The organism is Mesorhizobium sp. M7A.F.Ca.US.006.04.2.1, assembly GCF_004022915.1.
GTDB lineage: Bacteria > Pseudomonadota > Alphaproteobacteria > Rhizobiales > Rhizobiaceae > Mesorhizobium > Mesorhizobium ciceri.
Window position 1 is genome coordinate 1 of sequence record NZ_RZQA01000669.1, and the last position, 3,665, is coordinate 3,665.

The following is a 3,665-nucleotide window of genomic DNA, read 5'->3' on the forward strand; positions in this document are numbered from 1 at the left end:
CATGGGCATAGTCGCCGGCAAGTTGGGCGACATCCGCGGCGGCTTTTCCTTCAAGCAGGTGCCGCACCTGGTGGTTCTGCCGGCCCCCGTTCCCGCACCTGCGGTTGCCATCGAGCCTTCACGCGAGCAAGCGTCGGGAGGGCGTGCGGATGGGTTGTCTCCGGCCGTCGAGCGCCCGGTTTCGCGAAGCGTATTCTGAGCTAGAGACCAGCAAGCCCTGATCGGGATTGCCCGATCGTTTCATCGTGCTTTGCCGCTGTGCGGGTGATCTAAAGGCGTCGGCACTGCTACTCCGCCGCCACCAGCTCCGCTTGTTGCGCCGGTTTCTCGGGGCGCCAGGATTGCGCCGCGTGGCGGGCGCGGTCTGCCAAGGCGGCAAGGCGTCCGCGCAGGTTTCGTCCACCCACCACTGACGACAAGATCACCGAATGCGTCGCAAAGCGGCGCTTGAAATCCTCGCCGCCGCAGAGAAAATCGATCGTGGTCAAGCCCCTGTCGAACGACCACTGGATGTAATCCATCATCAAGACCATGCCCGGCGAGGCCCGTTCGAAGGCCGGATCATAGGTGGTGACGAAAGCCATCATCGTTCCATGCTGCTCGAAATTGATCGATATGGCGATGATCTCGTCTTCGCGTTCGAGCACGAAAATGCGCAGCAACCCAAGCCCGGCCAGAACCGAGATCAGTGCCGGCAGCGCGGGGGAACCTTCGTCGAACAGGTCCGAGACGCGGCCGTGTTTTGCGAGCCATAGCCGCTTCAGCGCCGCGACGCGTTCCAGCACCGGCTCGCGGGCTTCGTGCGCATCCATCAGGCGGAAACGCAGCGCGCCGCCTTCCTCCATGAATTTGTAACCACGGCGATAGTTTTGCCGGGTTTTCTTCGACTGGCTTTCAAACCATTGTGCGCCGCGTTGTCCGGCGCTGGAAACTCGGTAGCTGACCTCGCTGCGGTGGCTCGGCTGCAAAATGCTGCCCTGGCCTGGGGCGGCGGGACCAAGCAGGGTCCGGAATCGAGCATCGGGCAACAGCCGATTGAGATACGCAAGATCGAAGCCGCCATCGTCGAGGATATGTTGCCAGAGTTGCGGCAGGATCTGTGGCTCTGCATCGGGAGCAAGCAGGACATCGCCATAGTCGCAGTGATCCTTCGCCGCCCATTCCAGCATACGGATGCCCGAGCGCCAGAAGGTCGCGAGCGCAATGACCGCCTCGAGGCGCTCGCCGCTCCAGACCAGGCCGATCCTGAGGCCGCGGCGGTCCTGATGCGGTGTGGTGTGCCACCAGGCCGAGATCCAGTCGGGATGCTGGAAAACGAGGCCGCCGGCGCGTTGCCAGAGCGCTGCCCAGGCGGGCGCGATTTCTGCCAGTCGCTCTGGCGAGGTTGCAATTTCGATCCGGTGCGCTTGCTGCATCCGGAACACGGCCGGTCCGTTCATGGCTTGCCCCCCTGCGGCGATTGCTGTGGCTCGGGCTTGTCGGCGCGGAAATGTCTGGCGATCTGCCGCCACATCCGCTGCAGCGGCATGACATAGAGGCCTGCGAGCGACTGGTAGTCGCGCACGTTGCGTTCGATCAAACCGAACTTGAAGTCCTCGTCGGGTCTCGGAACGCACAGAGTTCCGAAGAGCCGATCCCAAAACGAGAAGAGCAGCCCGAAGTTCTTGTCGTAATGGCGCGGGTCGGTGCTGTGGTGCAACTGATGCCAGTGTGGGCACAGGATCAGATTGTTCAACGGCCCAAACGAGATCTTGAAATGCGTGTGCCTGACGAAATCCATCATCAGGATGTTGCGTATGATGTAGACGTTGACGCCGAAGACCGTCAGTTCAACCAGGTTCAGCGACACCAGCGACCAGATGCCGAAGCAGATGCCGGGAATGACGCCGTCCCAGGCCCGGTTCATCAATTCGTCGAGCGGGTGGACGCGATCCTTGGTGATGCCGACCATCACCTCGGCCGAATGGTGCACCTTGTGCAGTTCCCAGAGCACCGGGTAGCGGTGCTGGGCGACATGATAGAGATAGTACGAAATGTCGTAGGCAAGCAGCATGGTGAGGGTGAAGATCGTCACCGTCACAGGCCCCGCCGGCCCCTCGATCAGAGGCGGCTGGATTGCCAGCAGCGTGGAGAGCAACCAGTTCGTCGCATAGCCGACGGCGCTGACGAAGACGACGCCGGCGGGCAGCATGAGGAATGGCATCAGCGCCTTCCGCGTCACCCAGAACAAAAGGTCGGCTTTCGCCGAAGGATGCGTGATGACCTCATGCGGGACCGCGAACTCGAAGAACTCTTTCCAGCTCTTTTTCTCGACCGTGCGCCAATAGGCGACCAGGGCACTGGCCAAAGCAGTCAGCAACAGAAGTCCGGTCGCCAGCAGGCCGGCGCCGGAAATCCGGTCAAGAACCTTGTAGACGATGTCGCTGGCCATTTCCAAAGTTGCCGCCTCTCCATCCGGGTTTTCCCGTCGTCGCGGTCATAACATTGAAGTCCTCAAGCAAATGCGATGAAAATTGGTTAAGAAATCATGAGGCTTTCTAGATTGTTGGTATTTACCCGCAGGCGGTGAGACCTCATGCTTCGGCGTCATCCGTCTCAACGGGCGTAACGCATGGGTATTCATAAGGATGGTCGGCGGGACGGAACGCCTCACCATCGTCGCCGTGCAAGATGCTGAGCGTGATGATGGGAACGGGAGACGAAATGCTTCCATGTGGCGCTCTTGCCATCGTCGTCGGCTTTCGCCATGAAGGCCGATGAATTCGCCTCTGCCAGCCAGCGCACGCCAGCGGCTCGACGACCTGCTCGTCCAGCGCGGGCTGTTTGCCAGCCGCTCACGTGCCCGCGATGCGGTCGAGCGCGGCACTGTGACCGTCGACGGCGTCATTGCGCGCAAGCCCGGCCAGAGCGTTTTGCCGCAATGTCACGTTGCCATCGATGATCCGGCGCAAGGCTATGTGTCGCGCGCGGCACTCAAGCTGATCGGCGGGCTCGATCATTTCGGCCTCGATCCTGCCGGCCGTGAAGCGCTCGACATCGGCGCCTCGACCGGCGGCTTCACACAGGTGTTGCTCGAGCGCGGCGTGGCCCATGTCACCGCCGTCGATGTCGGTCATGGCCAGATGCATCCTGATATCGGCGGCGACCCGCGTGTGACGGTGATCGAAGGGCTGAACGCCCGCGACCTCGCCGTCACCGATCTCGGCGGGCGTATTCCGGATTTCATCGTCTCCGACGTCAGCTTCATCTCGCTGAAACTGGCGCTGCCGCCGGCCCTTGGCCTGGCCAAGGCTGGCGCAAAGGCCATGTTTCTGGTCAAGCCGCAATTCGAGGCCGGCAGGGAAGCGATCGGCAAGGGTGGTCTGTTGAAGGATCCCTTCGACGCCGCCCGTGTCGCCGGCCTGCTGCAGGATTGGCTGGACTCCGTTCCCGGCTGGCGCTCGCTGGGGCTGCATCTGTCGCCGATCGATGGCGGCGACGGCAATCGCGAATTCCTGCTCTGTGGGATCAAGGACCGATGAGCGCGCGCTTCAGCATCAGGAAACTTGGCGCCCAGGGCGACGGTGTCGCCGAGACCGAGACAGGCGATCTGTTCATTCCCTTCACACTGCCCGGTGAAACGGTCACCGCCGCGCGCGAAAGGGATCGCGCCATGCTGATGGCGG

3 protein-coding genes and 2 pseudogenes are annotated in these 3,665 nt (G+C 62.3%); 3 read left to right on the plus strand and 2 right to left on the minus strand.

All coding sequences use genetic code 11. From position 1 onward, the window contains the following. Positions 1-199 (plus strand): annotated as a pseudogene (locus EN925_RS40225) (hypothetical protein); the annotation flags it as partial. An 88-nt stretch (positions 200-287) separates the two neighbouring features. On the opposite strand, the gene EN925_RS27720 reads toward EN925_RS40225, so the two are convergent. Next, entirely contained in the window at positions 288-1,439 is a 1,152-nt protein-coding gene (locus EN925_RS27720) for a GNAT family N-acetyltransferase (RefSeq protein WP_013532787.1), read from the minus strand. Next, positions 1,436-2,431, minus strand: a complete 996-nt coding sequence (locus tag EN925_RS27725) for a sterol desaturase family protein (RefSeq protein ID WP_032809851.1) — start codon at positions 2,429-2,431, stop codon at positions 1,436-1,438. Before EN925_RS27725 ends, EN925_RS27720 begins: the two co-directional genes overlap by 4 nt. Positions 2,432-2,756: 325 nt before the next feature. Between EN925_RS27725 and EN925_RS27730 the strand changes: the two genes are divergently transcribed. Further along, positions 2,757-3,521 carry a TlyA family RNA methyltransferase gene (locus tag EN925_RS27730; protein WP_127368844.1) on the plus strand — a complete coding sequence of 255 codons (765 nt, stop codon included), beginning with the start codon at positions 2,757-2,759 and terminating at the stop codon, positions 3,519-3,521. Then, positions 3,518-3,665, plus strand: a pseudogene (locus tag EN925_RS27735) (RNA methyltransferase); the annotation flags it as partial. The gene EN925_RS27730 and the pseudogene EN925_RS27735, both read left to right, overlap by 4 nt.

What these genes read in the sequence shown, in the direction of transcription:
- EN925_RS27720 (WP_013532787.1), bottom strand. Translation starts at nt 1,439, where the DNA reads ATGAACGGACCGGCCGTGTTCCGGATGCAGCAAGCGCACCGGATCGAA.
- EN925_RS27730 (WP_127368844.1), top strand. Translation starts at nt 2,757, where the DNA reads ATGAATTCGCCTCTGCCAGCCAGCGCACGCCAGCGGCTCGACGACCTG.
- EN925_RS27725 (WP_032809851.1), bottom strand. Translation starts at nt 2,431, where the DNA reads ATGGCCAGCGACATCGTCTACAAGGTTCTTGACCGGATTTCCGGCGCC.